Source organism: Streptomyces marianii (assembly GCF_005795905.1).
In the GTDB taxonomy this organism is placed as follows: Bacteria; Actinomycetota; Actinomycetes; order Streptomycetales; family Streptomycetaceae; genus Streptomyces; species Streptomyces marianii.
In genome coordinates this window covers 4,842,470-4,869,156 of sequence record NZ_VAWE01000001.1, presented here as the reverse complement: position 1 = coordinate 4,869,156, position 26,687 = coordinate 4,842,470, and the positions used below count along the sequence as shown (strand labels likewise).

Genomic DNA, 26,687 nt, shown 5'->3' with positions numbered 1-26,687 from the left:
CTGCATGATGGTGCAAGCGCGTTGCCCTGCCCCGCAGATAAGGAGCCTCGCAGTCGGGTCGCCCGAAGCTCACCCCGAGCGACCCGACTACTTGTAGGCCGCACACCGTAGGAAAGGGTTCCAATCTCCCAGGGGCGTCGTTCATCGCCAGCACAACTCGTCCCAGACCGTCTTGCCGACGGAGCGGTCTGCCACGCCCCAGGCTGCGGCGAGCACGGATACGACGAGCAGGCCACGCCCCGTTTCGGAGTTGACCTCGATTCTTCGGTGGCGTGACGGCGTCGCCGTGTGCGGCTGGCTGCCCGGTATGTCCCGTGCCGTGTCGGGACTGGCCGTCGCGTGACGCTGCGGGGCGTCGGGTTCCACTGGCCCCGGGGGTGCTGCGGTCCTCTCCTCTCCGGTGTCGTCGGGGTGGTGGCCGGTCGTCAGGTACGGGCCGGGAGTTCGGTGGCTCGCTTCCAGGCGGCGGTGAACGCTGCCGCCCAGGGCCAGGTGCGGTCGAGGTGGAGGGTGCGGCGGCGGGCGTGGGAGGTGAGGCGGGCGGGCAGGTGGTAGAGCTTCCTGCGGATCGTCTCCGGTTCGGCGGCGGCGAGTTCGGGCTCGTCGTGCAGGAGGAGGAGCCGGGTCCAGGCGTCGAGGTCGGCGGCGAGCGTGGCGGCCAGCACCCAGGCGGCGTTGAACTGCCAGGATTTCGAGGGCAGCAGCCCGAGGCCGACCCGCTTGATCGCTTTGACGCGGTCCTCGACCTCGGCGTGATCGCGGTACAGGGCGTCGACGAACCAGACCTGGCCGGAGCCGGGTACCCCGGAAAGTCCCTGGTGGGAGGGGATGTTCGTGGCGACGATCTGGTAGCGCCAGCCGGTGCGTTTCTCGAAGGCGGTCAGCTTCTTCGCATCCCGGCGCGAGGGCTTGACCCGGCGCACGATCAACCGCATCCCCTGGGGCCAGCCGGTCAGGTCACGGACCCCGGTCAGCTCAGCGACCTGGTAGGACAGCCATTCGCCGTCGGGGCCCTTGATCTCGTGCAGTTGGCCGTCTTGCCGCAGCGCCGCCGTCCACACCTTCTCCGGCAGCCGGGCGATGGCCTTCTCGTCGGCGTCGTTGATGGCCCAGCCGGTCACCCAGCGCACCCGGCGCCGGCTGGTGGTCAGGCTCTGGAGGTGGCCGAGGACGTCGTGGCTGAAGGCCGCGCCGTCGATCCGTATCAGCAGCTTCGACCACAGCGGCAGCGGGAGCTGCCGAAACGCCGAGGCCAGGACACTCTTGTGGTCGTCGACATCGTTCGGCGGCGCGTTGCCGGGTCGCAGCAGCATGGCGACACACTCGCGGGTGTTGGCCACCCACGCTCCCAGCGGCATGTGGCCGAAGCTGCCCTTGAAGGTGCCGGCCGCACCCTCCTTCTTGCTGCTACAGGTCACGATGGTGGCGTCGAGGTCGAGGACGTACCAGCCGGTGAGTTCTCTGCCGCACACCGCGATCCAAGGGAAGCCGCCGGGGCGCAGGGCGAGCAGGGTCCACACCATGCGCCGGACCACGGCGCGCACGCGCTCGATCCGCGCCGCCACCGGACCGTCGATCGCCTCCAGAGTGCGGCGCAGGGTGCTGTCCGAGACCGGCCGCGGGAACAGGCTCTTCCAGTGGTGCTGTAGTTGCTCGGCTTCCAGGATGTTCGTCGCGCCGAGCACGATCGCGCAGGCCAGCTGGACCAGCGCCATGCCCCGGTCACGCCAGCCAGGCCCGGTGCCCTTCGGCAGCGCCGCGCTGAGCACGGTGGCCAGGCCGACGCGGTCGGCGACCTTCCGCAGCAGCACCACGCCCGCGTGGCCGGTCAGGTTCTTGCCATCGGCCCGCACGGCAAGCCGGTGATCCCGGTAGCCTGCACCTGTTGGGTGTCTCTTCTCTGCGACGGTTTTGATCTAGGAAATCCAGATCATCGCAGGTGGCAGGCACCCTTCTTCTGTCGGGGCATCAAGTCACGGCCGTAGCTGAATACATGAGGTTGAGGGACGGCGCTCCGGGTGCGGTCGGGAGTCGTTCGGTCCGGGTGTCGGAGACCTCGATGCGGAGGATCGCCCCCGTGAACAGCAGGCGCAGTTCGAAGTCGCGACCGGGGACGCGGCCGTGGGTCACCGTGTTCGCAGCGAGTTCGGCGACGATCAGGGCGGCGGAGTCGGAGAGTTCGCTGCCGTAAGGGATGCCCCAGTCGTCGAGGCGGTGCACGGCGAGGTGCCGGGCGAGGCGGGCGCCTCGACGGGTGGCGCTGAGGCGTTGGGTGAACTCGACCGTGAGGGCGGCGGTTTCGGCTTTCATGTCACTGAGCGTGTCCGGTCGCGAGTACCCTGACCAGGAGTGACGACGCGACGGAGCGTAGCCGTGCGGGTACGGCCGGGACACTGTACGGGTCGTCGACCGTGACCAGTGCGGCAGGCGAGGGCGGTACGGGCTATGGCGGACGCGGGACACGAGCAGCGGCCGGAGCGGCCAGTGGAGGAGGACGGGACCGCGCTGCTCTTCAACTCACTCGGCAAGCAGATCAAGGTGTTGCGCGAGGCAGCCGGACTCAGTCAGCGGGAACTGGGGGCGGCAACGCACTGCGGCGAGGCGCTGGTCTCCTCCATGGAGCGCGGGGTACGAACGCCGCAACCGGCGTTCCTGCTGCTTGCGGACGAGGTGCTGGGGGCGCGGGGTGTGCTGAAGGCCGCGATCCCGGATGTGGAGAAGGCGCTGGCGAGGGCGCGGACGCGGCATCCTGACTGGTTCCGGGACTTTGCCAAGGCGGAGGCAGATGCTGTTGCACTCCACGAGTACTGCAATCAGGCCATCCCGGGACTTCTTCAGACCGAAGATTACGCGCGGGCCATCTTCGCCCAGCGACGACCACTCCTGGACGAAACGACGATCGAGAAGCGCGTGGCCGACCGACTGGCTCGCCAGCAGATCTTCGAGCGCTGGCCGGCGCCGACGTTCAGTTTTGTGGTGGAGGAGTCCGTACTCCAACGGCCGAACGGCGGACCCACTGTCCACGAGCACCAGTTGCGTAGACTGCTGCGTGCCGGGCGCCTGCGGACCGTGGAGCTTCAGGTAATGCCGACCGCTCACGAGGAACACCCGTGCATGGACGGCGCGTTCACATTGCTGACCCCCAAGGGACGGCATCAAGTGGCATACACCGAAATCCAGGGATATCCACGGCTGATCACTGGCCTGGAAGAGGTCCGCGTCTTCTCCGAACGCTATGGGATCATGCGGGCGCGGGCTCTGTCGCCCCGGGAGTCTCTGTCCTTGACCGACAAGATGCTGGGAGAACGCCGATGAACACCGAGCAACTCCGCTGGTTCAAGAGCAGCCACAGCGGCGGGGAAGGCGGTACCTGCGTCGAAGTCGCCTACGCCTGGCGCAAGTCCAGCCACAGCGACGGGGAAGGCGGCGCCTGCGTCGAGGTCGCCGCTTGCTCCGCCACCGTCCACGTCCGCGACTCCAAGACCACGGACGGTCCCATGCTCACGTTCGCCCCCGCTTCCTGGGCCTCGTTCCTGTCGTCCACCCAGGACTGACCCGCAGCTGCACCACCCCGTGCGCCCGCCCGCCCAGGGTGAGGCCGCGGAAGAGGAGGGCTGCGGCTCGGTGGGGGCAGCGACTCGGTCTCACACGTACTTCCCGTACTCGTCCAGCACCCTCAGCACCTCCCCCTCCCCCGCCGGGGGCAGCTGCAGGACGACCTCCTCGCAGCCCAGTTCCGCGTAGCGCGCGAGCTTGCCCGCCGAGGGGAGGACCGCGTACGGGACGATCTGGAGGGTGCCGGGGTCGCGGCCCGCCTGTTCCCAGGTCTCCCGCAGGACCGGGACGGACTCCGTCAGGCCCCGGCCGCCGATGGGGAGCCAGCCGTCGGCGTAGTCGGCGATGTGGGAGAAGAGCTTCGGGCCGGCCGCGCCGCCGACGAGGGTGCGGGGCGCGGGGCCGCTCGCCGGCTTCGGGTACGCCCAGGAGGCGCGGACGGAGCCGAAGTCGCCCTGGTACGCGGTGGGTTCGGCGGCCCACAGGGCGCGCATCAGGTGCATGCGGTCGCGGCTGAGGTCACGCCGCGTCGACCACTCCACGCCGTGGTCCGCCGCCTCCTCCCTGTTCCAGCCGAAGCCGACGCCGAGCGTGAAGCGGCCGCCGCTGAGGTGGTCGAGGGTCGCGATCTGCTTGGCGAGGGCGATGGGGTCGTGCTGGGCGAGGAGCGTGATGCCCGTGCCGAGGCCGAGGGCGGAGGTGACCGCCGCGGCCTGCCCCAGGGCGACGAAGGGGTCGAGGGTGCGGCCGTACTCGGGCGGCAGGTCGCCACCCGCCGGGTACGGGGAGGTCCGCTCGACCGGGATGTGGGTGTGCTCGGGCAGGTACAGGCCGGCGAAGCCACGTTCCTCCAGTTCCCGCGCCAGCCGCGTCGGGGTGATCGTCTCGTCCGTCAGGAAGATCGTGGTCGAGATCCGCACAGCGGCTCCTCCGCCTTCGTCGGCTGTGGTGGTGGCGGGGCCCAAGCTACGCGCTGCGGCGCGGGATTCCGAGGGCCCGGGACCGGACGGGGGACGGCGCGCGTCCCCCGCGTGGGAGGACGGAACGCCATGTACCGGTCATCGGTCAATTCCCGCCCCTTGCCGCACCGTTCACGGCCGGGTACGAGAGTGAGGGCACCAGGCACGCGACCACTCCTGTTCCCTCTCACCACCTCCGGGGAGCCGACGGCATGGGCAACGAGGACGACGCGGACCTCAGCAGACGCGGACTGTTCGTGACGGGAGCCGCCGCCGCGCTTACGTTGGGCGGTGTGAGCTTCGCCGAGGCAGCGGACACCGCGGCCGGACAGACCACCGAGGTCGTGCGCGGCACCCTGCCGCCCGGCTCCCCCGACTTCGTGTACCTGCCCGTCGAGGTGCCGCGCGGGGTCGCGGAGATCAGGGTGTCGTACACGTATGAGAGGCCGCAGGTCCCGGCCGGGACGCAGGGCAACGCCCTCGACGTCGGCATCTTCGACGAGCGCGGCACCGCGCTCGGCGGCGAGGGCTTCCGCGGCTGGTCGGGCGGGGCGCGCAGCGAGTTCTTCATCCGCGGCGACGAGGCGACGCCCGGCTACGTCCCCGGGCCGGTCCGGGCGGGCACGTGGCACATCGCGCTCGGCCCGTACACGGTCGCGCCGCAGGGACTCGCGTACGCCGTGACCGTCACGCTCACCTACGGGAAGCCGGCGCCGACGCCGACGCCCGTGTACCCGCCGGAGCGGGCGAAGGGCCGGGGCCGGGCCTGGTACCGGGGCGACTGCCATCTGCACTCCTGGTACTCGGACGGCCGCCGCACCCCCGACGAGATCGCGGCCCTCGCCCGCGCCGCAGGGCTGGACTTCGTCAACAGCAGCGAGCACAACACGCACGCGGGGCACGGGGCGTGGGCGGGCGCCGCCGGGGACGACCTGCTGGTGCTCCTCGGGGAGGAGGTCACCACCCGCAACGGCCACGTCGTGGCCCTCGGCACCGACCCGGGCACGTTCGTCGACTGGCGCTACCGGGCCCGGGACAACCGTTTCGGCCACTACGCCCGTGCCATCCGCCGCGCCGGCGGCCTCGTCGTACCTGCGCATCCGCACGCCACCTGTATCGGCTGCAACTGGAAGTTCGGCTTCGGCGAGGTGGACGCGGTGGAGGTGTGGAACGGCCCGTACACCCCGGACGACGACGTGTCACTCGCTCACTGGGACGGCACCCTCGTGGCCGCCGTCCGCTCGGCCGGCCGCTGGATCCCGGCGATGGGCAGCAGCGACGCGCATCGGGATCCGGACGCGGTGGGCACCCCGCAGACCGTGGTCCTCGCAGACGACCTGACGCGCGAGGCGATCCTTGACGGTCTGCGGGCGGGCCGCTCGTACGTCGCCGAGTCGTCGGCCGTGTCGCTGTCGTTCGCCGCGTACGGGGGCCGGGGCCGGTGCGCGGGCATCGGCGAACGGCTCCGGGTCGGCGCCGACGACCCGGTGACGGTCCGTCTGGAGGTCACCGGCGCCCCGGGCCGCACCGCCCGCATCGTGACCGACCAGGGGGTACTGCACACGGCGACGCTCCCGGCGGAGGGCGCGGGCACGGTGGAGTGGCGTACGACGGCGGCGTACGCGGCGTACGTCCGCGCGGAGGTGCGCCACCCGGCGGCCGTACCGATCCCGGGCTTCCCGGGCCCGCTGGCCGCGTTCACGAACCCGGTGTTCCTGGGGCACCCGGGGTAGGCCGCGGGGCCGAGCCGGGCGGGCCGCCCGGCCTGCCCGTCGGCGAGACCGTCACGCCACCCAGCCGCCCGTGGTCCCCAGCACCGCCGAGCCGTCCAGGTCGTTCAGCTTCATGCCCGTGAAGTCGCGTGCCCAGTCGGAGGTCTGGAGGCGGAACGCGGGACGGTCCGCCGTCAGTGCCTCGAGTACGGCCACGGCGGCCTCGTCCTGGGTCTGGGCACCGGTCAGGAACTGGGCGACGGTGCGGTTGACGTAGGCGCCGAGGGCCGGGGCGTAGGGGCCGGCCGCCGCGATCTCGGCCTCGAGGTCGAGGCCGACGTTGTTGACGAACTCGGTCGCCACTGCGCCCGGTTCGACGACGGACACGCTCACGCCGACGGACGCGGCGACCGGCGCCAGGCTCTCCATGTAGCCCTCGACGGCGAACTTCGCGGCGCAGTAGGCCTCGTTGAACGGCTGACCGACGACTCCGCCGACGCTGGTGACGGTGATCAGACGGCCGCCGGTGGCGCGCAGATGGGGGAGGGCCGCCTTGGAGACGTTGAGTACGCCGAAGAAGTTGACCTCCATGACCTTGCGGACGTCGGCGACGGTCTGGTTCTCCAGGGTGCCCAGCTGCCCGGCGCCCGCGTTGTTGATCACGGCGTCGAGCCGGCCGTGGTCGGCGATCACTCCGTCGACGGCGGCGGTGACGGACGCCTCGTCGACGACGTCGAGCTGCCGGATGTCGAGCTCGGCCCCCGCTTCGGCGGCGGCCTTGCGGAGCGCGTCGGCGCGGCCCGGGTCGCGGAGGGTCGCGACGGTGCGCCAGCCGGCCCTGGCCGCTGCGACCGCGGCGGCCAGGCCGATGCCGGAGGAGGTGCCGGTGATGAGGACGACCTTGGGAGTGGTGGAGGGGTTCATGAAAGCTCCTTGGGAGTGGTGGAGGGAAGCACACTCGCGAATCCGTGTGTGTGCACACACCTTAACCATTGTGTGTGTGCACACGCAAGCCGGTATGATCGGAGGCATGGCGACCAGGAAACTCACCCCGGCGGAGATGCCCGAGGCCGATCACGCCTTCTACGGCCTCGTCTGGGCCGGGACCGTGCTCACCGAGCGCGTGGACCGCGCCCTGTCCAAGGCCCACGACCTGCCCGTCTCCTGGTTCGAGGTGATGCTCTGGCTCGCGAGCAGCGGCGAGCCCGTCGCCGCCTCCGTGCTCGGCAACAGCACCATGCTGAGCCGCAGCCAGGTCTCCCGCGTCCTCGACGCGCTGCAGGCCCGCGGGCTGGTCTCCCGTACGCCGTCTACCAGGGACGCCCGTTCCGTCGAGGTCGCCCTCACCGCCGAGGGGCGCCGGGTCTTCGAGGAGGCCGACGCGACCCGGCGGGCGTGCCTGGCGCCCGTCTTCACCGACGTCCTGGATCAGCGGGACATGGAGGCCCTGAGTGCGGTCTGGCGCAAGCTGAAGGCGCACAAGGACGCCTGACGGCGAAGGCCACGGGAGCCCGAGCCGACGCCGCCCCAGACCGCACCGCCCGGGAGCCCGAGCCCCCGCCGCCCCAGACCGCACCGCCGGCGGGCACTCCGCCTCCCCACCGCACGTGCGAGGAGCGCCGCCGGACGGTATGCCTGAGTCGTACCCATGATCCGCTTACGGGCCGCCGTCCGGCTCCCCGCCGGGGCCCGAGGGCACTCCAGGAGGCCGGATGTCACACCCCGTCAGCTCTTCCGCCGCACCCGGGCGGCCGCCGCGGCACCGCCTGGTGGAAACCCCGGGCGGGCGCATCCATCTGGTGGAACAGGGCTCGGGGCCCCTGGTCCTGATGGTCCACGGGTTCCCCGAGTCCTGGTACTCGTGGCGCCACCAGCTTCCGGTGATCGCCGCCGCGGGCTATCACGCGGTCGCGATCGACGTCCGCGGCTACGGACGGTCCTCGAAGCCGGTCGACCGGGACGCGTACGGGATGCTGGCGCACGTCGCCGACAACGTCGCGGTGGTGAAGGCCCTCGGCGCCGAGTCCGCGGTGATCGTGGGGCACGACTGGGGCTCGCCCATCGCGGCGAACACCGCCCTGCTGCGACCGGATCTCTTCACGGCCGTGGCGCTGCTCAGCGTGCCCTACGCGCCGCGGGGCGGCGGGCTGCCTCCCACGGAGGCGATGGCGCTGCAAGGCGGTGCGGAGGAGTTCTACATCCAGTACTTCCAGGCGCCCGGCCGGGCGGAGGCCGAGATCGAGCCGGACGTCAGGTCCTGGCTGGCCGGGTTCTACGCCGGCGCCTCGGGCGAGGCGAAGCCCTCCACCGACGGCCCGCGCGCCTTCGTCCCACCGGGGGGCAGGCTCTCCGACCGGTTCCCGAGCGGCCCGCTGCCGGCCTGGCTGACCGAGGACGATCTGGACTTCTACGCGGGCGAGTTCGAGCGGGGCGGCATGACCGGCCCGCTCAACCGCTATCGCAACATCGACCGGGACTGGAGGGATCTCGCGGCCTGGGACGGGGCGCCGATCACCCAGCCGTCTCTCTTCATCGGCGGGGAGCACGACGGGCCCACTCTGTGGATGGCGGACGCCATCAAGGCCTACCCGACCACGCTGCCCCGCCTGGTCTCCTCCCACATCCTGGAGGGCTGCGGCCACTGGGTCCAGCAGGAACGGGCGGACGAGGTCGGCACGCTGCTGGTCGACTGGCTGCGATCCCTGCCGGGCGGCCCCGGGCGGCCCTGAGAACCGCAAGGCCCCGGCCCCGGCCCCGGAGCGCAGCGGGGCCGGGGCCGGGCCCTGCGCGGGCGTGCCGTTCGGTCCGGGAAGGGCCTGGCCCACCGGCGACCCCCGTAGTCCCCCAACCATCGCGACCCGGCCCCGGGTGCGGCCCCGGACCATCGCGACCCGGCCCCGGGTGCGCCCCCAACCACCGCGACCCGGTCCCTGGTGCGGCCCCGGACCACCGCGAGCCGGTCCCGGGTGCGCCCCCAACCACCGCGACCCGGTCCCTGGTGCGCCCGGGACCACCGCGACCCAGTCCCTGGTGCGCCCCCAACCACCGCGACCCAGTCCCTGGTGCGCCCGGGACCACCGCGACTCAGTCCGTGATCACCAGGGACGGGGTGTCCTTCGTCAGTACCTCTCCGCGGAAGAACGCCGGGCTGCGCCGCTGCATCACCAGCATGACCACTCCGCCGAGCAGCAGCAGGCCGACGCCGATCACGAAGACCGAGCCGACGCCGAACACCGCGGAGCCGGATCCGTAGGCCGGGTCCCACATGTCGTGGAGCGTCTTGCCGAAGACCGCCGAGAGCAGCACACCGCCGAGGACGGGGAAGAGGCCCTTGAAGGCGAAGTCGCGGCCGGAGCGGAAGAGCTCCGCGCGGAAGTACCAGACGCAGGCGAAGGCGGTCAGCGCGTAGTAGAAGCAGATCATGAGGCCGAGCGCGTAGATCGTGTCGACCAGGACGTGTTCGCTGACGAGCGTCATCACGGTGTAGAACGCGCCGGTGGCGACGCCCGCGACGACCGTGGCGCGGCCGGGGACCTTGAAGCGCGGGTGGACCTTGGAGAAGGACTCGGGCAGGGCCTCGTACGAGGACATGGCGAGCACGGTGCGGGCGACCGGGATGAACGTCGTCTGGAGGCTGGCCGCGGCCGAGGCGAGCACGGCGACGAAGAGCGCGACGCCGAGGACCGGGCCCATGACGGGGCCGGCGAGCGCGGCGAAGACGTTGTCGGAGGTGTCCGGGTTGGCAAGGCCGAGGCCCTTGTCGCCCGAGCCGACGGCCATCTGGGCGGCGACGCCGGTGGCGAGGTAGGAGCCGACGAGGACGACCATCGCGATGAGGGCGGCGCGGCCGGGGGTCCGGTCGGAGCCGGTGGTCTCCTCGTTGGTCGACAGACAGGCGTCCCATCCCCAGTACATGAAGATCGACAGCGACAGTCCGGCGGTGAAGGCCGCGAAGGACTGGACCGCGAAGGGGTTCATCCAGGACCAGGAGAAGTCGATGCCGGTGTCGAACGCCCCGCTGCCGGCCTTCTGGACGGCCATCGCGACGAACACGGCGAGGACGACGAGCTGGAGTCCGACCAGTGTGTACTGCACGCGCTTGGTGGCGGTCATGCCGCGGTAGCTGATCGCGGTGGCGACGGCGATCAGGACGAGGCAGGTGAGGATGTGGACGGCTTTGTTGCCGTCGAGGGCGGCGACCGACTCGCTGCCCGTGATCTCTCCGGCCAGCAGCCAGAAGTAGGAGGTCGCGACGCCGGCGAGGTTGGAGAGCACGATCACCGTGGCGATCACCAGGCCCCAGCCGCACATCCAGCCGACGCGCGGGCCGAAGGCTTTCACCGTCCAGGTGAAGGAGGTGCCGGAGTCCGGCATCGCCCTGTTCAGCTCGCGGTAGGCGAACGCGACGAGCAGCATCGGCAGGAAGCCGGCCAGGAACACGGCGGGCATCTGCAGCCCGACCTCGCCGGCCGTGGAGCCGAGCGTCGAGGTCAGGCAGTACACGGGAGCGACCGTCGAAACGCCGATGACGGCACTGCCGAGGAGGCCGACGGAATTCCTCTCCAGCCCCTTGGCCCGGACGCCCCCTGCGGAGCGTCCCCCTACCGTGTCTCCGACCTGGGGCCGCGTCTCCAACTGAGTCATGAGGAGGACGTTAAATGCTGCGGTTCCCGTATCCGGAGGTGTCTATTCCGGATGCGGGACCTTCGGCATCTATCCCACAATCCGCCATTTGCCATGAATTCGAAGGTGTGTGAACTCAACACCCCGACATTCGCAGGCGGCGGGTGAAGTGTTGCGGATTGCGAAAACCGCAGCTGTGTCCTTTTTGCCCGAATAGAAAATTTCCCGTGAGCCTCATCGCCGGCCCGCGGCTCACCCACCGGGCCACACGATCGCCTGCAGCTCGCTGTAGGCGTGGAGCGCGTACGACCCCACGTCCCGCCCCACCCCGCTCTTCTTGAAGCCGCCGAACGGCGCCTCCATGTTCCTGCCGACGGTGTTGACTCCGACCCCGCCGGCCCGCAGCCGCCGCGCCACCCGGAACGCCCGGGCGACATCGCCCGACCAGACGTAGTCGATCAGTCCGTAGTCGCTGTCGTTGGCCAGCGCCACGCCCTCCTCCTCGTCGCCGAAGGGCACCACGACCACCACCGGGCCGAAGATCTCCTCCCGGACGACACGCATACCGTTGCCGCAGTCGGCCAGCAGCGCCGGCGCCACATAGAAGCCTCGCGCCGCATCGGGACGCTCCCCGCCCACGACCAGACGCGCGCCCTCCTTCCTCCCCAGCTCGATGTACGACTCGACCCGCTCCCGGTGGGCGGCGGAGATCACCGGGCCGACCACCGTGTCCCGCTCCGCCGGGTCGCCGACCTTCAGCCGCCCGGCGAAGGCGCCGAGCCGCTCCACCAGCCGCTCGTACACCCCGCGCTGTGCGAGCACCCGGGTCGGCGCGGTGCAGATCTGGCCGCTGTAGAAGGCGAACGTCGTACCGATGCCCAGGACCGCGGAGTCGAGGTCGGCGTCGTCGAAGACCAGCGCGGCACCCTTGCCGCCCAGCTCCAGCAGCTGCCGTTTCATGCTCCGCCCGCACACCTCGCCGATGCGCTGCCCGACGGCCGTGGAGCCGGTGAAGCTGACCATGTCCACGTCGGGCGAGTCCACCGCGGCCTCCCCCGCCTCCGTACGGGAACCGCTCACCACGTTGACCACGCCCGGCGGTGCGCCCGCCTCCGCCAGCGCCTCGGCCATCCGGTAGACCGACAGCGGGTCCTGCGGGGCCGGCTTCACCACGACGGTGTTGCCCATCGCGAGTGCCGGGGCGACCTTGCCCGCCGGGTTCGCCCACGGGTTGTTGTACGAGGTGATGCAGGTGACCACGCCGACCGGGCGGCGCGCGGCGAGCGCGCCGAGGACACCCGCCCGCCCCATCGGCCCGGCCTCGTTGACCTGGGGCGGCAGGCCCTGCTCGACCGGCTCCAGAGCACCCCTCGCGTACCGGCGGAACCGGGACACGCCGACCGCGACCTGCATGCCCCGCGCGGTGCCCGTGGTGGCGCCCGTCTCCGCGCGCGCCAGCTCCGCGTACGCGTCGAACTCGCGCTGGATGACGTCCGCGGCCCGGTCCAGGACCGCCGCCCGCTCCTCGGGAGCCGTGCGCGACCACGCCTCGAACGCGTCCCGGGCGGCCGCGGCGGCCTCGTACACCTGGTCGCGGCTCGCCTCGGGGGCGAGGCCGACGACCTCCTCGGTCGCCGGGTCGATCACCTCGTAGTGACCCAGGTCCGGCTCGACCCACTCCCCGCCGATGAGGAGCCGCTGCCCGGGGACCCTCCGCGGCCCGGCGGACCGCCGGGATACCCGGTGCTCACCGGCCGCCAGGTGCTCTTCGGTCACTTGGTGCTCACCGTCCTGGTGTCACGGCCGGAGCGCAGCACCCGGCCCGGCACGGCTCCGGTGACCCGGTCGTCGCGGATCGCCTCGACCCCGTTGACCCGCACGGACACGACGCCCAGCGCGCGCGAGTCCAGCCGCGGGCTGTCGCCGGGCAGGTCGTGCACGAGGGTCGCCGGGCCCGCGTCGATCCGCTCCGGGTCGAAGAGGACCAGGTCCGCATGGTGGCCCTCGACGATCCGGCCGCGGTCGCGCAGCCCGAAGAGCTGCGCCGGGTCGTCGGTGAGCATCTTCACCGCGGCCTCCAGTCCCACGAGCCGCCGGCCGCGCAGACAGTCGCCGAGGAACCTCGTCGTGTACGGCGCCCCGCACATCCGGTCCAGATGCGCGCCCGCGTCGGAGCCGCCGAGCAGCACGTCCTCGTGCTGCCAGGTCTCCGCCCGCAGCGCCCAGCTGGCCGGGTCGTTGTCGGTCGGCATCGGCCACAGGACCGTGCGCAGACCGTCGTCGGCGCAGATCTCCACCAGGCACTGGAAGGGGTCACGGCCCCGCTCGGCGGCGATGTCGCGCACGACCCGCCCGGTGAGGCCCTCGTTCCCGGCGGAGTAGGTGTCGCCGATGACGTACCGCTCGAAGTCGGCGAACCTGCGGAAGACACCGGCCTCCTCGGAGGCGGCGCGGCGCAGCATCTCCGCTCGGACGTCCGGGTCGCGGAGCTTCGCGATCCGCTCCGGGACGGGCAGACCCAGGATCTCGCCCCAGCCGGGGATGAGGTTGAGGGCGCAGAAGGTGCCCAGCGACATGTTCATGGGGGTGAGGATCGGCATGGTGAGGGCGACGATCCGGCCGCCCGCGCGGCGGGCCCGTTCGCTCGGCAGGAGCTGGCGGGGGACGCGTTCGGGTACGGCGGCGTCGACGGTGAGCACGTTCCAGTTGAGCGGCCGGCCCGCGGCGGCGCTCATCTCGACGAGCAGGTCGATCTCCTCCTCCGCGAACCGGTCGAGGCAGCCCGCGACGATCGCCTCCAGCTGGGTGCCCTCGTGCTCGCCGACGGCGCGGGAGAGCGCGAGGAGTTCGGCGGGCTCCGCGTGGCGGGAGGCCACGGGGTTGCCGTCACCGTCGGAGTGGGTGGACGACTGGGTGGTGGACAGCCCCCAGGCACCGGCGTCCATGGCGTCGTGGAGGAGCGTGAGCAGCTGCCGGAGCTGCTCCCCGGTGGGCCGGCCGCCGATCGCGTCCGGGCCCATGACGTGGCGGCGCAGGGCGCAGTGGCCCACCATGAAGCCGGCGTTGACGGCGATGCGGCCGTCGAGCGCGTCCAGGTACTCGCCGAAGGTGTGCCAGTTCCACGGCGCTCCCTCTTCGAGGGCGACCAGGGACATGCCCTCGACCTTGGACATCATCCGACGCGTGTAGTCGGCGTCCTCGGGGCGGTCCGGGTTCAGCGGCGCGAGGGTGAACCCGCAGTTGCCGCCGGCGACCGTCGTCACGCCGTGGTTCAGGGACGGGGTGGCGTACGGGTCCCAGAACAGCTGGGCGTCGTAGTGCGTGTGCGGGTCGACGAAGCCGGGGGTGAGGACCAGCCCGGCCGCGTCCTCGGTGGTCCGGGCCTCCTCGGTGACGGTGCCGGGTTCGGCGATGACGGCGATGCGGCCGTCGCGGATGCCGACGTCGGCGGTGAAGGCGGGGGCGCCGGTGCCGTCGACGACGGTCGCGCGCGTGATGAGGTGGTCGAGCATGGTCGTCCCTTCGCGTGCGGGGCGCTGCGCCGGCATCGGGGTACGGGCCTCGGTGCCATGGGCGTCGGGCGCCGGTGCGGTCGGCTGGGGGCGGTACGGTCCGGTCGGCCGGCTCGGGGCGGTGCGGCCGACTCGGGGCGGTGCGGTCCGGTCGGCCGGCTCGGGGCGGTGCTCGGGGCGCGGTGGGCGGGTGGTGCTGTCCACGGGGCGCCGGCGGACGCGGGTGCGATGGGTACGGGCGTGGCCCGGTCGGAGGGGCACCGCGGCCGGCCGCGGCCGCGTGGTCCCTCCGACCGGGCCGAATGCGGGAGGCGGCCCGGGATGCCACCGCCCGCGGTCCTCGGTGCACGGGCCGCGCGCCATGAGCCCCGCACTGGACGCGACCCCTCCGTCGGCCACGAGCGCCCGCCGACGGTCCGCGCCAGCCGCCGGGTGGAGGGTCCCGGTCCGCAGCGGTCAGGCCGGTACGGTCCCCTCGGCACCGGCCGGTCAGGCCCGTCCGTTCATGCGGGTCAGGGCCGCCGGACGGCGGGTCGGGTACGCGGACGGCGGGTCCTGCGGACCGTCCGGGCCGGTCGTCCCGCACGGGCGGGGCGTCCGCCGGACCGTCCGGGCAGGTCGGGGGGCGGACCGTCGGTCCCCGCTCACGCGGACTCGCGGAAGCGGGTCGTGCGGTGGACCGGGTCCGTGTCGATCTTCGGGATGACGTGCTCGCCGACCAGCCGGATCGTCTGGAGGGTGTCCTCCTTGGAGATCCCGATCGGCAGGCCGAACGAGAGCTGGTCCGCTCCCGCCCGCTCCCAGCGCTTGCACTGTGCCAGCACCTCGTCCGGGTCGCCGCAGATCAGCAGCTCCTCCTGGATGAGGAGTTCGATGAGCTCCTCGTTGAACTCGGGCAGGGTCTCCGGCCACACGGGGAACCCCTCGGGCCGCGGGAAGGTGTCGTGGTAGCGGAACACCAGCGACTGGAGGTAGTGCAGTCCGCCGCCCGCCGCTATCCGCACCGCCTCCTGGTGCGTGGGGGCGCAGACGGCGGTCGACGTCACCATCACGTTGTCGTTGACGTAGTCGCCGATGGGTTCGGCCTCGCGGACCGCGGTCTTGTACTGCTCCAGCACCCACTCCATGTCGGAGACCTTCTGGACGCTGAAGCCCAGCACGCCGAGCCCCTTGCGTGCCGCCATGGCGTAGGAGGGCGGGGATCCGGCCGCGTACCACATGGGCGGGTGGGACTTCCCGTACGGCTTGGGCAGCACCTTGCGCGGGGGCAGTGACCAGTGCTTCCCCTGGAAGCCCTCGTACTCCTCCTGGAGCCACATCTTGGGGAACTCCGCGATGGTCTCCTCCCAGATCTCCTTGGTGTGGTTCATGTCGGTGATGCCCGGGAGGAAGCCGAGGATCTCGTGCGAGCCGGCGCCGCGCCCGGAGCCGAACTCGTGGCGGCCCTCGCTGAGATGGTCGAGCATGGCGACCTTCTCGGCGACCTTGACCGGGTGGTTGACCTGGGCGAGCGGGTTGAAGATGCCCGAGCCGAGATGGATCCGCTCGGTGGCGTGGGCGAGGTAGCCGAGGAAGACGTCGTTCGCGGAGAGGTGGGAGTACTCCTCCAGGAAGTGGTGCTCGGAGGCCCAGGCGTACTTGAAGCCGGACTCGTCCGCCTGGATGACGTACTCGGTCTCCTCCATGAGCGCCTTGTGCTCGGCGAGCGGGTCGGTCTCGGCGCGCTTGCCGACGTAACCCTGAACGAAGAGGCCGAATTCCAAGGGGGTTCACCGTCCCGTCCTACTTTTCTGACGCATCGTCAGATTTGACTGCGTCGACTGTTCCACCGCGCGTCCGGGGCGTCAATAGAGGGGAGGGCGGCATGTCCGACCATTCCTCAGAGCACGCTGACGCCGGCCAGCCAGCCGCCGTCGACGACGAACGGCTGCCCGGTGATGTAGGAGGAGTCGTCACAGGACAGGAACAGCGCGAGCCGGGCCACCTCCTCCGGCCGCCCGACCCTCCCGAGCGGCACGAGCTGCCGGTACAGCCCGTCCAGCGCGTCCGGGTCCGCGCCGTCCGGGTTGCTCATCGGCGTGTCCACCGCCCCCGGGCACACCGCGTTGACCCGGATCCCCTTCGCGGCGAGCTCGATCGCGGCGACCCGGGTCAGACCCAGGATCGCGTGCTTGGTCGCGGCGTACGCCCCGACGTACGACATGCCCGTGAGCGCCGTGTACGAGGCCGTGTTGACGATCGTGCCGCCGCCCGCCGCCTCGATCTCGGGCGCGACCGTCTTGATCCCCAGGAACGCGCCGACCTGGTTGACCCGGACGATCTGCTCGAACTCCTCCAGGGGCGTACTGACCAGTTCGTTGAAGCGCAGGATGCCCGCGTTGTTGACCAGGCCGTCGATATGGCCGAATGCGGCCTTGGCGGCGGCGACGGCGGCCGCCCAGCCGGCCTCGTCGCCGACGTCGAGATGGACGTACAGGCCCCCGACCTCCTCGGCCACCGCCTCGCCCCGGTCGTCGAGCACGTCCGCGAGGACCACCCGGGCGCCCTCCGCGCTGAAGAGCCGCGCCTCCTGCTCGCCCTGCCCGCGCGCCGCGCCCGTGACGACGACGACGCGCCCGTCCAGCTTTCCCATGCCGTACTCCTATCGGTCGAGGTGCGGAGCCACGTCGGCGGCGAAGGCCGCCATCTGGTCGGTGAGTTCGCCACGGCTCCGGCTGCGGAACCGCACCTGGATCTGGTCCACGCCCATGGCGCCGTACTCGCGCAGCGACTCGGCGAGCACCTCGGGCTTGCCGGTCAGCGTGCGCCGGCCCGTGTCCCAGCCGGCGTCGCCGACGTACAGGGGCTCGGTGATCGCGCCGATCACGACGGGGCCCTCGACACCGGCCTTCTCGCGCAGTGCCCGGAGCCGGGCGATCTGCCGCGGGAGGCGGTCGCGCGGATCGCCCTGGGGAAGCCAGCCGTCCCCCTTGAGGGCGGCCCGGCGCACGGCGGCGGGCGAGGAGCCGCCGACCCAGAGCGGCACCCGGGGCTGGACGGGCCGTGGCCTCTGGCCGAGCCCCTCGAAGGCGAACCGCTCCCCCGCGAAGCTCGGGAACTCCTCCGGCCCGAGCGCCGCCCGGAGCGCGTCGATCGTCTCGTCGAGCACGGCGCCGCGCTCCTCGAAGTCGGCGCCGACCGCCTCGAACTCCTCGCGCACGTGCCCCGCGCCGACCCCGAGGAGCAGCCGGCCGCCGGACAGGTGGTCGAGCGTCGCGTACTGCTTGGCGGTGACCAGCGGGTGGCGCAGCCCGACGACGGCGACATGACTGAGCAGCCGCACCCGCTCGGTCGCCGCGGCCAGGAAGGACAGCGTGGCGACGGGGTCGTACCAGATCGTGGACATCGCTCCGGCGAGCCGCAGCGGGATGGCGAGGTGGTCGCAGACCGCGACGTACGCGAACCCGGCACGGTCGGCGGTGCGCGCGATCGCCACGAGGTCGTCCGGGCCCGCGGCCGCCTCCCAGGTCTCGGCGTAGATGGTGCTCTGCGACTGAACCGGGAGCTGCATCCCGTAGACCACCATTGGTTCGGCCCCTTCGCCACCGGATCCGACGTCGTCCGTCGGTCGCCCGGGCCACGATCTGACGATCCGTCATATCTGTTGGGTCTCCATGGTCTTGGCAGGCGCCTGATCGGGCAAGGGGTCTGCGGGGCACGCTCGGGCGGGGCGGACCCGGGCCGTACGCGTACGGGCGGGCGGGCTGCGGGCGGGCCGACGGGGGACTCCGGGGTCGGGCCGGGACCGCGAAGGGCCAGGACCGGGAAGGGCCAGGACCGGGAGAGGCGCCGGAGACGGCGCCGGGGGCCGGCCGGTGACCGCGGGCGGCCCGCGCACGGGCCGGGCCACCCGGAACGCCGGTCCGGCCCGCTCCCGACGACGCCCGTCTCCCCGTGGAGCCGCGCACCGCCGCGACGGGCTTCCACGGACGGCCGGGACCGGCCGGCCCGGAAACCACAGCAGAGCCGATGGCGGACCGCACGGCGGACCCGACAGCGGAACCCAGGACGGCTCCACCCGGGCGGTGTCGGCTCCACCCGGGCGGTGTCGGCTCCACCCGAGCGGCGACCGCCCTACCCGAGCAGCGCGTACACGGTCGAGGCGCGGGCGGCGGGCCCCTCGGCGCCGTGCGCCGTCATCGTGACGTCGGCGAACGCCATGCGCCGTCCGAGCTTGGAGATACGGGCGTCGACGAGGACGTCCGCGCCGGTCACCGCCCGCTGAAAGGTCGTCGACTGCTGGACCGTCGTCATGGGGACGAAACCGCCCCGGGCCGAGGACACGGCGATCACCGTGGCGGTGTCCGCCGCCGCCATCAGCGCCTGGCCGGACAGGGCGCCGCCCTCCCGGGCCAGCCGGTCCGCCCACGGCAGGCGCAGGATCGCGTGCAGTTCGCCCGTTCCGACCACGGTCAGACCGAGGTCGAGCACCCAGGGGGCGAAGTTGTCGGCGAGGATCTTGTCGGCTTCGGCCGGAGTGAGCGTCATGTCCCGATGGTGGCGGCGGGCGCGGGCCGATGTCCACGCCATCGAGCGCGGCGGCCGCACGCCCTTCCGCGCCGGGGGATCACGGACCGGCCCAGAGCCCGTCCTCCGTCAGCCCCAGCAGCTCGACCGCGTTGCCGCGCACGATCCGCTCCACCACGTCGGGCGGCAGATGCCCCATCTGCGCCTCCCCGACCTCGCGGGACCTGGGCCAGGTGGAGTCCGAGTGCGGGTAGTCCGTCTCGTACAGGACGTTTCCGACGCCGATCGCGTCCAGGTTCCGCAGGCCGAAGGCGTCGTCGAAGAAGCAGCCGTAGACGTGCTCGGCGAAGAGTTCCGACGGCGGGCGCAGCACCTTGTCCGCGACACCGCCCCAGCCGCGGTTCTCCTCCCACACCACGTCCGCGCGCTCCAGGATGTACGGGATCCACCCGATCTGACCCTCGGCGTACATGACGCGGAGATTCGGGAAGCGTTCGAACTTTCCGCTCATCAGCCAGTCGACCATCGAGAAGCAGCAGTTGGCGAAGGTGATGGTGGAGCCGACGGCGGGCGGGGCGTCCGCGGACGTCGACGGCATCCTCGAGGAGGAGCCGATGTGCATGGCCACGACCGTGCCGGTCTCGTCGCACGCCGCCAGGAACGGGTCCCACGCGTCGGTGTGGACGGAGGGCAGCCCGAGGTGCGGCGGAATCTCCGAGAACGCCACCGCCCGCACCCCGCGTGCCGCGTTGCGCCGCACCTCGGCGGCGGCGAGCTCCGCGTCCCACAGCGGGATCAGGGTGAGCGGGATCAGCCGTCCCCGCGCCTCGGGCCCGCACCACTCCTCAACCATCCAGTCGTTGTAGGCGCGCACCCCGAGCAGCCCCAGCTCACGGTCCTTCGCCTCGGTGAACGTCTGGCCGCAGAAGCGGGGGAAGGTGGGGAAGCACAGGGCGGACTGGACGTGGTTGAGGTCCATGTCGGCCAGCCGGTCCGGCACGCTGTACGAACCGGGCCGCATCTGCTCGTACGTGATGACCTCGAGCCTGATCTCGTCGCGGTCGTAGCCGACGGCGGTGTCGAGCCTGGTCAGCGGCCGGTGCAGATCCTCGTACACCCACCAGTCCCCCACCGGCCCCTCGTCGCCCGGTGCCCCCATGACGGGGGCGAACCTGCCGCCGAGGAACGTCATCTCCTTCAGCGGCGCGCGGACGACACGGGGGCCGCTGTCCCGGTACTTCGAGGGGAGCCGGTCCCGCCAGACGCCGGGAGGCTCCACCGTGTGGTCGTCCACCGAGATGATCTTCGGGAAGGTCTCCATGCCTCACACGGTAGCGTCGAACTGACGGATCGTCAGCTCTCCGGTGGGCGGGATCCGGCAGATCCTGTGCAGAGCGTCACCCCTTGCTGACGAGGCAGGCCCCCACAAGGCAGACTGTCGGGGGCGAACCCGCGACACTAGCGGAACGAAGCGGGACGAAGGCGGTACCGGCAGGGGGTAGCGATGCACCGCGAGGACGGGCCCTCCGCACAGCCACACATTCCGGAGCCGCGGACTCCGGACCCATCGGACGACGACGGGCACCTGCACTTCAGCGTGCTCGGACCCGTCCGCGCCTGGCGATCCGGACAGGCACTCCCCTCCGGATCACCCCAGCAGCGCGCCCTCCTCACCGCCCTCCTCCTCCGAGAGGGCCGCACCGCCACCGCCGCCGAACTCATCGACGCCATCTGGGGCGAGGACCCGCCCTCCCAGGCCCTGGCAGCCGTACGCACCTACGCCTCACGCCTGCGCAAAATCCTCAACCCCGGCGTCCTCGTCAGCGAATCCGGCGGATACGCCGTCCGCATCCCCGCCGACACCCTCGACCTCCAAGTCGCCCAGGAACTCGTCTCCGAGGCCGAGAAATCACGCGCCGGCGGCGACCGCTGCCAGGCCCGCGTCCTCATCAGCAAATCCCTCGGCCTCTGGGACGGCGAACCCCTCGCCTCCGTCCCCGGCCCCTACGCCGAGACCCAGCGCGCCCGCCTCGAGGAATGGCGCCTCCAACTCCTCGAGACCCGCCTCGAACTCGACCTCGACGTCGGCTGCCACGCCGAAGCCGTCTCCGAACTCACCGCCCTCACCGCCGCACACCCCCTGCGCGAGCGCCTGCGCGAACTCCTCATGCTCGCCCTCTACCGCAGCGGACGCCAGGCCGAGGCACTCGCCGTCTACGCCGACACCCGGCGACTCCTCGCCGACGAACTCGGCGTCGACCCCCGACCCGAACTCGCCACCCTCCAGCAGCGCATCCTCCAGGCCGACGCCGAACTCGCCCGGCCCGCCGAACAACCCGCCCCCACCGCCCCCCAACCCGCACGGCCCGCCCAGCTCCCCGCCACCGTCCCCGACTTCACCGGCCGCACCTCCTTCGTCCGCGAACTCAGCCGACACCTCGCCTCCGCCGACGGCTCCGTCATGGCCGTATCCGCGCTCGCCGGCATCGGCGGCGTCGGAAAGACCACCCTCGCCGTCCACGTCGCCCACGAAGCCAAACCCCACTTCCCCGACGGACAGCTCTACGTCGACCTCCAAGGCGCCGGCGCCCGCGCCGCCGAACCCGACACCGTCCTCGGCGCCTTCCTCCGCGCCCTCGGCACCGCCGACACCGCCATCCCCGACACCCTCGACGAGCGCGCCGCCCTCTTCCGCTCCCTCCTCGACGGCCGCCGCGTCCTCGTCCTCCTCGACAACGCACGCGACGCCGCCCAGATCCGGCCCCTGCTACCCGGCACCGCCGGCTGCGCCGCCCTCGTCACCAGCCGCGTCCGCATGGTCGACCTCGCCGGAGCCCACCTCGTCGACCTCGACGTCATGTCCCCCGACGAAGCCCTCCAGCTCTTCACCCGCATCGTCGGCGAAGAACGCGTCACCGCCGAACGCGAAGCCGCCCTCGACGTCGTCGCCGCCTGCGGCTTCCTCCCCCTCGCCATCCGCATCGCCGCATCCCGCCTCGCCGCCCGCCGCACCTGGACCGTGTCCGTCCTCGCCGCCAAACTCGCCGACGAACGCCGCCGCCTCGACGAACTCCAGGCCGGCGACCTCGCCGTCAAGGCCACCTTCGAACTCGGCTACGGCCAGCTCGAACCCGCCCAGGCCCGCGCCTTCCGCCTCCTCGGCCTCGCCGACGGCCCCGACATCTCCCTCGCCGCCGCCGCGGCCACCCTCGGGCTTCCCGAACACGACACCGAAGACCTCCTCGAAGCCCTCGTCGACACCTCACTCCTCGAATCCGCCGCCCCCGGCCGCTACCGCTTCCACGACCTCGTCCGCCTCTACGCGCGTGCCTGCGCCGAACGCGACGAACAACCCCCGGCGGAACGCGAAGCCGCCCTGTCCCGGCTGCTGGACTTCTACCTCGCCACGACGGCCCGCGTCTTCGCCCTCGAACGGCCCGGCGACCGCCTCGTCGACCACCTCGCCTCCACCGTCTACGCCGGACTCGCCTTCACCGACCGCCACGAAGCCCTCGACTGGCTCTACCGCGAGGCCAACTCCCTCCTCGCCTGCGCCCGCCAGTCCTTCGTCGGCACCCGGCTGCGCCGCGCCGTCGACCTGCTGTGGGCCGCCAAGGACCTCGCCGAGTCCGGCGCCAACAGCAAGCAGTACGAATCCACTGCGCTCGCGGCACGCGACGCCACCCTCGCCGCGGACGACCCCCACGCCGCAGGGCGCGTACGCACCGCCCTGACCAACGTCCACCTCGTCGCCGGACGATACGAACAGGCCGACGAAGAAGCCCGCACCGCACGGGAGCTGGCCACCCGCGCCCAGGACCCGGCACCCCTCTACTGGGCCGACAACGACCAGGGCATCGCCGCCGCCGCCACCGGCCGCTACGAAGAAGCCGAACAGCACCTCCTGAACGCCGCCGAACGCGCCCGTGCCGACGGCCACCTTCCCGGCGCGGCGAGCGCCCTGTGCAACCTCTCCCGGGTACACCTCTTCCTCGGACGCACCAGCGAGGCCATCGACCTCGCCCAGCAGGGTGTGGCCATCTACGACAAACTCGGACTCACCGTCCGGCTCGCCAACGGCCGCTACGCCCTCGGAGTCGCCCTCACCGAGGCGAACCGCACCGCCGAGGCACTGGAGCAACTCGCCGCGGCACTCCAGATCTTCATCAAGGACCGCCAGCGGCTCTGGGAAGGGACGACACACTTCCGCATCGCCCAGGCCCACCTCAGGGTCCGCAAGCCGTCCCAGGCAGCTCAGCACGCCGAACAAGCCCTCGCCAGCGGCTACATGGGCGGTGATCGCATGCGCGCCAGCATCCTCACCACCCTCGGCGAAGCCCTCCACGCACTCGGACAAACCGACCGCGCCCGCGCCTGCTGGCGGGAGGCACTCGCCTTCTACGAGCAGACCGGCGCCCGCGACGCCGAACGGCTCAAGGCCCTCCTGACACCGGCGACAGCCGCCTGAACTGCACGAATCGGATCGTTCAGCATTCGTTTATGCCCGTCCGGCAGTCTCTACCCAACGGTCCGTCGCAACGGGGGGCAGACGGGTCACGAGGGGCTCACCACTAAGGTGAGCGGTCCCGAAACGCCCGTTCGGCGACCCACGGGGGAGTCGCCGAACGGGCGTTGGAACTGGTCCGAACACACGGGGAGCTGAGCATCATGAGCGCAGAGAAGAAGATCGAAGAGATCGTCACGATGGACAACCACCTGCCGGCCCCGCCCCAGGACGGCGGCATCACCACCATGGACAACCACCTGCCCGCCCCGCCCAAGGACGGCGGCGCCACCATGCAGGACAACCACCTGCCCACCCCGCCCAAGGACGGCAAGCCCGTCATGCCGGACAACGGCACCGTGACGACCATGGACAACCACCTGCCGGCCCCGCCCCAGGACGGCGGCATCACCACCATGGACAACCACCTGCCGGCGCCCCCCAAGCCCTGAGACCGCACACGACGGGGTGCGGCCGCGGCGGCGCGGAGGGGGAGCCGCCGCGGCCGCGGTGCGTTCAGCGGGCGTGCGCCTCGGCGCGCGCCCGCAGTTCCGTCTTCAGCACCTTCCCACCCGCGTTCCTCGGCAGCTCCGCCACGAACTCCACCGACCGCGGCACCTTGTAGTTCGCCATCTCCCTCCGTGCCCAGGCGATCAGATCGTCCGCCGTCAGCGTCGAACCCGCCCGGCGCACCGCGTACGCCTTCCCCACCTCGCCCAGCCGCCCGTCCGGCACGCCGATCACCGCCACGTCCGCCACATCCGGGTGCAGGCCCAGAAGTTGCTCGATCTCCGCCGGATAGGCGTTGAAGCCGCCCACGACGAACATGTCCTTGATCCGGTCGGTGATCCGCAGGTTCCCCGCCGCGTCGAGGACCCCCACGTCGCCCGTGTGCAGCCAGCCGTCCGCGTCCACCGCCTCCGCCGTGGCCACCGGATCCTCGAAGTACCCCTGCATCACGTTGTGCCCGCGCACCAGGATCTCCCCCGGCTCCCCCGGCCCGGCCTTGACCCGCACCTCGGTGCCAGAAATGGCCCGCCCCGACGTCGACGCGATCGTGGCCGGGTCGTCGCCGCGCCGGCACATCGTCACGATGCCCGACGCCTCCGACAGCCCGTACGCCGTGAGCACCGTCCCGATGCGCAGCTCCTCCCGGAGCCGCTCCACCAGACGCAGCGGCACCACGGCCGCCCCCGTGACCACCAGCCGCAGCGCCGACAGGTCGTGGGCGTCCCGGGCCGGATGGTCCAGCAAGGACTGGTGGAGCGTCGGCGGGCCAGGCAGGACCGAGATCCGCTCGGACGCGATGTTCGCCAGCACCGTGTCCACGCTGAACACCGGCTGCGGCACCATCGTCGCGCCCCGCATCAGACAGGCGACGATCCCCGCCTTGTAGCCGAAGGTGTGGAAGAACGGGTTCACGATCAGATAGCGGTCCCCCTGGCGCAGGCCCGCCAGCTCGGCCCAGACCGCATAGCAGCGCAGCGTCTGCGCATGAGTGATCACCGCGCCCTTCGGCGCCCCCGTCGTGCCCGAGGTGAAGACGATGTCCGACGGAGCCGACGACACCACCGCGTCGGCCCGGGCACGCACCCGGGACACCGGCACCGCGTCCCCGCCCGCGAGGAAGTCCTTCCAGCTGCGGTACTCCTCCGGCGCGCTGTCCGAGAACACCACCACCTGCTCCAGGTGCGGCAGTTCGACCTCGGCACGCCGCAACGAGGCCACGTACGAGGTGCCCAGGAACGTGCCGGTGACGAACAGCAGCCTCGCCCGGGAACGGGCCAGGACGTACGCCGCCTCCGTGCCCTTGAAGCGGGTGTTGAGAGGCACGAGCACCGCGCCGGCCGACACCGCGCCCAGCGCGGAGACGACCCACTCCAGCGTGTTCGGCGCCCAGACGGCCACCCGGTCGCCCGGTTCCACGCCCGCGGCGATACAGGCGGCGGCCGCACGTTCGACACGTTCGCCCAACTCGGCATAGCTCACCCGGGTACGGCCCTCGACCACCGCCTCCCGGCCTCCGTGGCGTTCCGCGGCACTCCGCACCAGCCTCGGGATGGAGCCCCACTCCAGGTCGCCGCGCATATCCCGAACCTCCCGCCGTCGACTGCGCCCCACTAGCTGACTACCCGTCAGATTAGCTGTACGCTCCCCCGCATGGCGACCCTCAAGGACTCGACCGCGATAGCCGGAATCGGGCAGACCGCCTTCGCGAAACACCTCCCCGGATCCGAGAAGACCCTGGCCTGCCGGGCCATCCTCGCCGCCCTCGACGACGCCGGCGTGAGCCCCGCCGAGGTCGACGCCTTCGCCTCCTACACCATGGAGGAGACCGACGAGGTCGAAATCGCCAAGGCGATCGGCGCGGGGGACGTCACCTTCTTCAGCAAGGCCGGTTACGGCGGCGGCGGTTCCTGCGCGACCGTCGCCCACCTCGCCGCGGCCATCGCCACCGGGCAGGCCGGCGTCGGCGTCGCCTGGCGCTCCCGGAAGCGCGGCTCCGGGCCCCGCCCCTGGAAGAACACCTCCGTACAGCTGCCCACGCCCGGTCAGTGGACCCGGCCCTTCGGGCTGCTGCGGCCGGCGGACGAGATCGGCATGCTCACCCGGCGCTACATGCACGAGTACGGCGCCACCCGCGACCACCTCTTCAACGTCGCCCTCGCCTGCCGCAACCGCGCCAACCAGAACCCGGCCGCGATCATGTACGAGCGGCCGCTGACCCGCGAGATGTACATGACGGCACGCTGGATCAGCGAACCGCTGTGCCTCTTCGACAACTGCCTCGAGACGGACGGGGCACTGGCCTGCGTCGTCGTCAGCGCCGAGCGCGCCCGCGACTGCCGCCACCGGCCCGTCTACATCCACTCCGTCGCCCAGGGCCTGCCCGCCCAGCACCACGGCATGGTCAACTACTGGAACGACGACCCGCTGACCGGGCCCGCCTGGACCGCGGCCCGGCAGCTGTGGAAGACCGCCGACCTCGCGCCGCAGGACGTCGACGTCGCCCAGATCTACGACGCGTTCACCCCGCTGATCCCGCTGTCACTGGAGGGCTACGGCTTCTGCGGGCGCGGGGAGGGCGGGCCGTTCACCGAGGGAGGCGCCCTGGAGATCGGCGGCCGGCTCCCGCTCAACACCGGGGGCGGCGGGCTCAGCGAGGCGTACGTCCACGGCTTCAACCTGATCAACGAGGGCGTGAAGCAGTTGCGCGGCGTCTCCACGGCGCAGGTGCCGGATGCGTCGACGTGTCTGGTGACGGCGGGCGAGGGTGTCCCGACTTCGGCGTTGCTTCTGAGGGGTTGAACTGACA

Annotated in this window: 20 protein-coding genes and 1 pseudogene; 8 read left to right on the top strand and 13 right to left on the bottom strand. The window is 72.0% G+C overall.

All coding sequences use genetic code 11. The features are described from left to right. Positions 1–425 precede the first annotated feature (425 nt). Positions 426–1,916 carry an IS1380 family transposase gene (locus FEF34_RS22020; RefSeq protein ID WP_325063674.1) on the bottom strand — a complete coding sequence of 497 codons (1,491 nt, stop codon included), beginning with the start codon at positions 1,914–1,916 and terminating at the stop codon, positions 426–428. Between the two features lie 94 nt (positions 1,917–2,010). Continuing rightward, positions 2,011–2,310: pseudogene (locus FEF34_RS22015) on the bottom strand (ATP-binding protein); the annotation flags it as partial. A gap of 135 nt (positions 2,311–2,445) precedes the next feature. Here FEF34_RS22015 and FEF34_RS22010 point away from each other — a divergent pair. Beyond that, complete coding sequence (locus FEF34_RS22010; RefSeq protein ID WP_138054682.1) at positions 2,446–3,315, top strand: helix-turn-helix domain-containing protein; 870 nt, start codon at positions 2,446–2,448, stop codon at positions 3,313–3,315. After that, a complete protein-coding gene (locus FEF34_RS22005; RefSeq protein ID WP_138054681.1) occupies positions 3,312–3,554 on the top strand; it encodes a DUF397 domain-containing protein in 243 nt (80 codons plus the stop codon). The genes FEF34_RS22010 and FEF34_RS22005 overlap by 4 nt, the downstream gene beginning before the upstream one ends. 90 nt (positions 3,555–3,644) lie before the next feature. Here the strand turns inward: FEF34_RS22005 and FEF34_RS22000 are convergent, their stop codons facing one another. Continuing rightward, the gene (locus FEF34_RS22000) at positions 3,645–4,475 is read right to left on the bottom strand and encodes an LLM class F420-dependent oxidoreductase (protein WP_138054680.1); all 831 of its coding nucleotides are present in this window, start codon (positions 4,473–4,475) and stop codon (positions 3,645–3,647) included. A gap of 251 nt (positions 4,476–4,726) precedes the next feature. Between FEF34_RS22000 and FEF34_RS21995 the strand changes: the two genes are divergently transcribed. Next, on the top strand, positions 4,727–6,247 hold the full coding sequence (locus tag FEF34_RS21995; protein ID WP_138054679.1) for a CehA/McbA family metallohydrolase: 1,521 nt from the start codon (positions 4,727–4,729) through the stop codon (positions 6,245–6,247). Between the two features lie 51 nt (positions 6,248–6,298). Here FEF34_RS21995 and FEF34_RS21990 read toward each other — a convergent pair whose 3' ends face one another. Further along, the gene (locus FEF34_RS21990; protein WP_234042507.1) at positions 6,299–7,219 is read right to left on the bottom strand and encodes an SDR family NAD(P)-dependent oxidoreductase; all 921 of its coding nucleotides are present in this window, start codon (positions 7,217–7,219) and stop codon (positions 6,299–6,301) included. Positions 7,220–7,256: 37 nt separating this feature from the next. Here FEF34_RS21990 and FEF34_RS21985 point away from each other — a divergent pair, with 37 nt between their 5' ends. Further along, positions 7,257–7,718 carry a MarR family winged helix-turn-helix transcriptional regulator gene (locus FEF34_RS21985; RefSeq protein WP_138054677.1) on the top strand — a complete coding sequence of 154 codons (462 nt, stop codon included), beginning with the start codon at positions 7,257–7,259 and terminating at the stop codon, positions 7,716–7,718. Between the two features lie 220 nt (positions 7,719–7,938). Continuing rightward, the gene (locus FEF34_RS21980; RefSeq protein WP_138054676.1) at positions 7,939–8,955 is read left to right on the top strand and encodes an alpha/beta fold hydrolase; all 1,017 of its coding nucleotides are present in this window, start codon (positions 7,939–7,941) and stop codon (positions 8,953–8,955) included. Positions 8,956–9,310: 355 nt separating this feature from the next. Here FEF34_RS21980 and FEF34_RS21975 read toward each other — a convergent pair whose 3' ends face one another. From FEF34_RS21975 to FEF34_RS21940, 8 genes are all read right to left on the bottom strand, one after another. Further along, complete coding sequence (locus tag FEF34_RS21975) at positions 9,311–10,870, bottom strand: APC family permease (protein ID WP_138054675.1); 1,560 nt, start codon at positions 10,868–10,870, stop codon at positions 9,311–9,313. Between the two features lie 231 nt (positions 10,871–11,101). After that, a complete protein-coding gene (locus FEF34_RS21970) occupies positions 11,102–12,538 on the bottom strand; it encodes an aldehyde dehydrogenase family protein (RefSeq protein ID WP_407698354.1) in 1,437 nt (478 codons plus the stop codon). An 83-nt stretch (positions 12,539–12,621) separates the two neighbouring features. Next, the gene (locus FEF34_RS21965) at positions 12,622–14,397 is read right to left on the bottom strand and encodes an N-acyl-D-amino-acid deacylase family protein (protein ID WP_138057646.1); all 1,776 of its coding nucleotides are present in this window, start codon (positions 14,395–14,397) and stop codon (positions 12,622–12,624) included. Between the two features lie 608 nt (positions 14,398–15,005). Then, on the bottom strand, positions 15,006–16,124 hold the full coding sequence (locus FEF34_RS21960) for an LLM class flavin-dependent oxidoreductase (RefSeq protein ID WP_138054674.1): 1,119 nt from the start codon (positions 16,122–16,124) through the stop codon (positions 15,006–15,008). A 116-nt stretch (positions 16,125–16,240) separates the two neighbouring features. Then, on the bottom strand, positions 16,241–16,993 hold the full coding sequence (locus FEF34_RS21955; protein ID WP_138054673.1) for an SDR family NAD(P)-dependent oxidoreductase: 753 nt from the start codon (positions 16,991–16,993) through the stop codon (positions 16,241–16,243). A 9-nt stretch (positions 16,994–17,002) separates the two neighbouring features. After that, positions 17,003–17,926 (bottom strand): LLM class F420-dependent oxidoreductase, encoded by a 924-nt coding sequence (locus FEF34_RS21950; protein ID WP_138054672.1) that lies wholly within the window; start codon positions 17,924–17,926, stop codon positions 17,003–17,005. 548 nt (positions 17,927–18,474) lie between these two features. Further along, the gene (locus FEF34_RS21945) at positions 18,475–18,888 is read right to left on the bottom strand and encodes a PaaI family thioesterase (RefSeq protein ID WP_138054671.1); all 414 of its coding nucleotides are present in this window, start codon (positions 18,886–18,888) and stop codon (positions 18,475–18,477) included. 79 nt (positions 18,889–18,967) lie between these two features. After that, positions 18,968–20,188, bottom strand: coding sequence for an amidohydrolase family protein (locus tag FEF34_RS21940; RefSeq protein ID WP_138054670.1), 1,221 nt, complete (start codon positions 20,186–20,188; stop codon positions 18,968–18,970). Positions 20,189–20,371: 183 nt separating this feature from the next. Between FEF34_RS21940 and FEF34_RS21935 the strand changes: the two genes are divergently transcribed. Both FEF34_RS21935 and FEF34_RS21930 read left to right on the top strand, forming a co-directional pair. Continuing rightward, positions 20,372–23,335 carry an AfsR/SARP family transcriptional regulator gene (locus tag FEF34_RS21935; RefSeq protein ID WP_138054669.1) on the top strand — a complete coding sequence of 988 codons (2,964 nt, stop codon included), beginning with the start codon at positions 20,372–20,374 and terminating at the stop codon, positions 23,333–23,335. 200 nt (positions 23,336–23,535) lie between these two features. Beyond that, entirely contained in the window at positions 23,536–23,823 is a 288-nt protein-coding gene (locus FEF34_RS21930; protein WP_171053045.1) for a hypothetical protein, read from the top strand. Between the two features lie 64 nt (positions 23,824–23,887). Here FEF34_RS21930 and FEF34_RS21925 read toward each other — a convergent pair whose 3' ends face one another. Beyond that, on the bottom strand, positions 23,888–25,459 hold the full coding sequence (locus FEF34_RS21925; protein ID WP_138054668.1) for a FadD3 family acyl-CoA ligase: 1,572 nt from the start codon (positions 25,457–25,459) through the stop codon (positions 23,888–23,890). 72 nt (positions 25,460–25,531) lie between these two features. Here FEF34_RS21925 and FEF34_RS21920 point away from each other — a divergent pair, with 72 nt between their 5' ends. Continuing rightward, complete coding sequence (locus FEF34_RS21920; protein ID WP_138054667.1) at positions 25,532–26,680, top strand: lipid-transfer protein; 1,149 nt, start codon at positions 25,532–25,534, stop codon at positions 26,678–26,680. Positions 26,681–26,687: the final 7 nt, after the last annotated feature.